This is a genomic window from Sphingomonas sp. (assembly GCF_040398505.1).
In the GTDB taxonomy this organism is placed as follows: Bacteria; Pseudomonadota; Alphaproteobacteria; order Sphingomonadales; family Sphingomonadaceae; genus Sphingomonas.
Genome location: NZ_JBBATX010000167.1, coordinates 1 through 4,175, shown reverse-complemented (window position 1 = coordinate 4,175; position 4,175 = coordinate 1). Strand labels below are relative to the sequence as shown.

6 protein-coding genes are annotated in these 4,175 nt (G+C 64.2%); 4 read left to right on the top strand and 2 right to left on the bottom strand.

Annotation, left to right across the window (positions count from 1 at the left end; all coding sequences use genetic code 11):
- Positions 1-50: 50 nt before the first annotated feature.
- Positions 51-1,364, top strand: coding sequence for a methylenetetrahydrofolate--tRNA-(uracil(54)-C(5))-methyltransferase (FADH(2)-oxidizing) TrmFO (gene trmFO, locus ABWP09_RS13860; RefSeq protein ID WP_353205712.1), 1,314 nt, complete (start codon positions 51-53; stop codon positions 1,362-1,364).
- A 112-nt stretch (positions 1,365-1,476) separates the two neighbouring features.
- Here the strand turns inward: trmFO and ABWP09_RS13855 are convergent, their stop codons facing one another.
- On the bottom strand, positions 1,477-1,962 hold the full coding sequence (locus ABWP09_RS13855) for an EF-hand domain-containing protein (protein WP_353205711.1): 486 nt from the start codon (positions 1,960-1,962) through the stop codon (positions 1,477-1,479).
- Between the two features lie 59 nt (positions 1,963-2,021).
- Positions 2,022-2,690: a squalene/phytoene synthase family protein gene (locus ABWP09_RS13850; RefSeq protein ID WP_353205710.1), complete on the bottom strand. Its 669-nt coding sequence runs from the start codon at positions 2,688-2,690 to the stop codon at positions 2,022-2,024.
- A gap of 96 nt (positions 2,691-2,786) precedes the next feature.
- Here ABWP09_RS13850 and ABWP09_RS13845 point away from each other — a divergent pair, with 96 nt between their 5' ends.
- The 3 genes from ABWP09_RS13845 to ABWP09_RS13835 all read left to right on the top strand — a co-directional run.
- Entirely contained in the window at positions 2,787-3,341 is a 555-nt protein-coding gene (locus tag ABWP09_RS13845; protein WP_353205709.1) for a TadE/TadG family type IV pilus assembly protein, read from the top strand.
- The gene (locus ABWP09_RS13840) at positions 3,338-3,883 is read left to right on the top strand and encodes a TadE/TadG family type IV pilus assembly protein (RefSeq protein WP_353205708.1); all 546 of its coding nucleotides are present in this window, start codon (positions 3,338-3,340) and stop codon (positions 3,881-3,883) included. Before ABWP09_RS13845 ends, ABWP09_RS13840 begins: the two co-directional genes overlap by 4 nt.
- 58 nt (positions 3,884-3,941) lie before the next feature.
- On the top strand, positions 3,942-4,175 hold a 234-nt coding region (locus ABWP09_RS13835; RefSeq protein WP_353205707.1), incomplete at its 3' end, for a TadE/TadG family type IV pilus assembly protein.

Genomic DNA, 4,175 nt, shown 5'->3' with positions numbered 1-4,175 from the left:
CACCCGATCGACCTTTGCCACCCCGCCCCGCCCCCGCTACAGCCCAGGCCATGACACACCAGATCCACATCATCGGCGGCGGGCTCGCTGGCTCCGAAGCCGCCTGGCAGCTCGCCGAGGCCGGTTTCCGCGTAAAGCTCTCCGAAATGCGCGGTTCCGGCGAGATGACCCCGGCGCACCAGACCGATGGCCTCGCCGAACTCGTCTGCTCGAACAGCTTCCGCTCGGACGATGCCGACAGCAATGCGGTCGGGCTGATCCACCAGGAAATGCGCACGCTCGGTTCGCTGATCCTGCGCGAGGCGGACATTCACAAGGTCCCGGCCGGCTCCGCGCTGGCGGTCGATCGCGATCGGTTCTCGGACGGCGTCACCGCCGCGCTGACCGCGCACCCCAATATCGAGATCGTCCGCGAACGCGTCGACATCCTGCCCGATACCGGCCCGGTGATCGTCGCGACCGGCCCGCTCACCGCCCCCGCGCTCGCCGACCAGATCGGCGGCGCGACCGGCAAGGACGCGCTCGCCTTTTTCGACGCGATCGCCCCGATCGTCCATTTCGACAGCATCGACATGGACGTCGCATGGATGGCCTCGCGCTGGGACAAGGGCGATACCAAGGATTACATCAACTGCCCGATGACGAAGGACGAATATCTCGCCTTCCACACCGGGCTGATGGAAGGCGAGAAGACCGAGTTCAAGCAATGGGAGGATGTCCCCTATTTCGAAGGCTGTATGCCGATCGAGGTCGCCGCCGCGCGCGGGGTCGATACGCTGCGCTACGGCCCGATGAAGCCGGTCGGGCTCGACGATCCGCGCACCGGGCGCTGGCCCTATGCCGTGGTGCAGTTGCGGCAGGACAATGCGTCGGGCACGCTGTGGAACATCGTCGGCTTCCAGACCAAGCTGAAACATGCCGAGCAAGTCCGCCTGTTCCGCACCATCCCCGGCCTGCAAAATGCCGAGTTCGCCCGGCTCGGCGGGCTGCACCGCAACACCTTCATCCGCTCGCCCGAATTGCTCGATCCGACCTTGCGACTGAAGGCACGCCCCAACATCCGCTTCGCCGGGCAGATCACCGGCTGCGAAGGCTATGTCGAGAGCGCCGCGATCGGCTTGCTCGCCGGGCGCTTCGCCGCGGCGGAGCTGGGTGGGCCTGCGATGACCCCGCCCCCGGTCGAAACCGCGCTCGGCGCGCTGCTCCACCACATCACCGGCGCGGCGGTGGCGGAGACGTATCAGCCGATGAACGTCAATTTCGGCCTGTTCCCGCCGATCACCGGCCGCACCAAAAAGGCCGATCGCAAGAAGATGTACACCGAACGCGCACGGACCGCGCTGGGGGTCTGGCTGGCGGCTTAGTTCCTCCCCTCCCTGACAGGGAGGGGTTGGGGGTGGGTTGGTGTGGGGCAGGCGCTGCGTTCGATAACAAGCCGACCCACCCCCGCCCCTCCCTTCCAGGGAGGGGAGACCGTTAGCTCTCCTCCCCCTCCCCCGCTGGTTCCGCCTTCGCCGCCGCCGGCGGACAATCGCGCCGCACGCGTGGCGATTTGCGCTTCACCGCGGTCGTGGCAAATTCGGTCGCGTTCATCGCGCCCGATTTGTCGGCATCGGCCACCGCGAACTTGGTCTCGGCCTTGATCGCCCATTCATCGAACGACAGCGTGCCATCGTGATTGGTGTCGAGCTTGGCATAGGCCTTCCGCCGGTTGGCGAGATACTCCTCGCGCGTCACCGCGCCGTTGCGATCCTTGTCATAGCGATCGAAGCGCTTCTGCTCGCGCGTCCGGTCGCTTGCCTCGGGGACGCTGTCGGGCAGCGCGCCCTCTGCTGCGCTCTGCGCAAAGGCGAGCGGGGCCGACGGGAGCGCCGCGACCGAACGTCCACTGCGATTGAACAGCACCACCCCCGCCGCAACCAGCGCCAGCGTCGCCAGACCGCCCACCAGATACCGCCACATCGCGCATCCTCCCCGACTCCGAGCAGCGAGGCTAACCCGTCCGGCGAAACGACGAAAGCCTATTGTCCGGTCAGCCGATGCCAGGCGAGCCGAGCGACTCGCTTCGGTGCGCCGCGCGGAACGCCTCGGCAGGACGGATACGCCAGGTCCATCCGCGCGATATGCGCCAGCGCGCCGAGCGGCCGCCCGGCGCGGCTCCAGCGTCGCGCGGTCGCGGAACCGAGCGGCACCGCGGCGAGCGACCCGGCGCTCGCCGCGATCTCCACATCGCTCAGATGCGCTGCCAGATCGACCAGCGCCCATCCCGCACCCGCCGCAGCGACTCGGTCTTCGATCGGGCAACCAAGGATCGCCCCCGCCGCCTCGAACAAGACGACACCGCGTTGCTGCGCATGGGCCATCAGCTCCGTCCGGGACAGCGGGTCGGCTTCGAGCAACGCCTCCCACCCGTCGATCATGCGCGCCAGTATCGCCCCCGTCACTCCCTGCGGCAGCACCTCGGCGGCGAGCGCTTGCAGCACCGGCTGCGCCGGCGGCGGCGCGGTATCGAGCGCGCTAAGTGCCTCGTGCCACCAGGTCAGCCGCATTTGCCCGACCAGCGGCTCGCGCGTCGTCCGCAGGATCTGCGCCAGCGTAGCGTCGAGCGCGAACAGCGCGGCGAGGGCGGCGCGGGCGGGCGCCGGAGCGTAGGACAGCGCCAGCGCGCGTTCGGGATCGTCGCCACTCATTTACCTGCATTACCCTCACGGCCCGGTCCGGACATTTCCAAATTCTTAACGCAGTCCATGCAAAATATTCCCAGCTTTTAAGGCTATGGCATGTCGATGACGTTTTTCCGCGCGAGGTTTCGCCTCGCCAATCCGCTCAAGCGGCTGGGCAGCGATCAACGCGGCGCGGCGCTGATAGAGTTCGCCTTTGTCGTCGGCCCGTTCATGGCGCTCCTGATCGCGGTGCTGCAAACCAGCCTCGTCTACTTCGCGCAACAAAATCTTGAAACGACCGCCGAGAAATCGGTCCGCCAATTGCTCACGGGTGCCGCGCAGAACAGCAATTTGACGCAAGCCCAATTCAAGGCTCTGGTCTGCACGAAACTGCCCGCTTTCATGAAATGTTCGAACCTCATCGTCGATGTTCAGGTCTCGTCGGATTTCTCGTCCGCCAATACCGGCGTGCCGACGCTCACCTATGACAGCAATGGCAATGTCAACAACACGTGGGGATATAGCCCCGGCGTCCCGGGCCAGATTACGGTGGCCCGCATCATGTATATCTGGGACGTCAGCAAAGGGCCGCTCGGGTTCGATTTGTCGACGATGTCGAGCAGCAAACGTCTGCTCATTGCGACATCGGTCTTCAAGACGGAGCCCTACACGTCATGATCGGGTTCGGCGCGAAACCCGACTGGCTCCGACGCTTTGCCCGCGAGGAACGCGGCATTGCGCTCCTTGAGTTCGCGTTCGTGCTGCCGTTTCTGGTCCTGCTGTTCCTCGGTGGGTTCCAGTTGATGGACGCCATGTCCGCATATCGAAAAGTCGGGAGCACCGTACGGACGCTGGCCGATTTGACGACGCAGAACACGACGATGACCGCGGCGGATGCAGATGAGATATTGAATGCGTCGCGGCAAGTGATGGCGCCATATTCACCGTCGAGCGCGGCGTTGCGAATCAGCCAGATCCAGATTGATGGCACCGGCCGGGCGACGATTAGCTGGAGTCGGCCGCTGAACTGCACGGCCTATGCGACCGGTGCTGTGGTTACGATGCCCACCGGCCTTTCGACCCCAAACAGTTATTATATCTTTAGCGAGATAAACTACACGTACACACCCGGCCTTGCATCATCGTTGATTGGTACAATTCCGCTGACACAAACAATCTATATGTCGCCGCGCAATTCCGCATTCGTTGCTTATAATTGATCAGTATTATCCGGAATAATATGGCATGATATATTTTAAACATCAATTTATGTTTGCGTTGCGACGGTTCACCGAGCAGCGTCGTGGCAATGTGCTGATGATCTTCGGCTTCGCCTTGCTGCCGATTACCTTCGCGACGGGCATGACGATCGACTATGCGACCGCCGCGCGGGCGCAAACCCGCCTCAACAGCATTACTGATGCCGCGGCACTGGCCGGGGTCGTACCGGGAATGCTTTCAAAAACCCGTGCCGAATCCGCTGCGGTCGCGATCAACATGTGGTATTCGCAG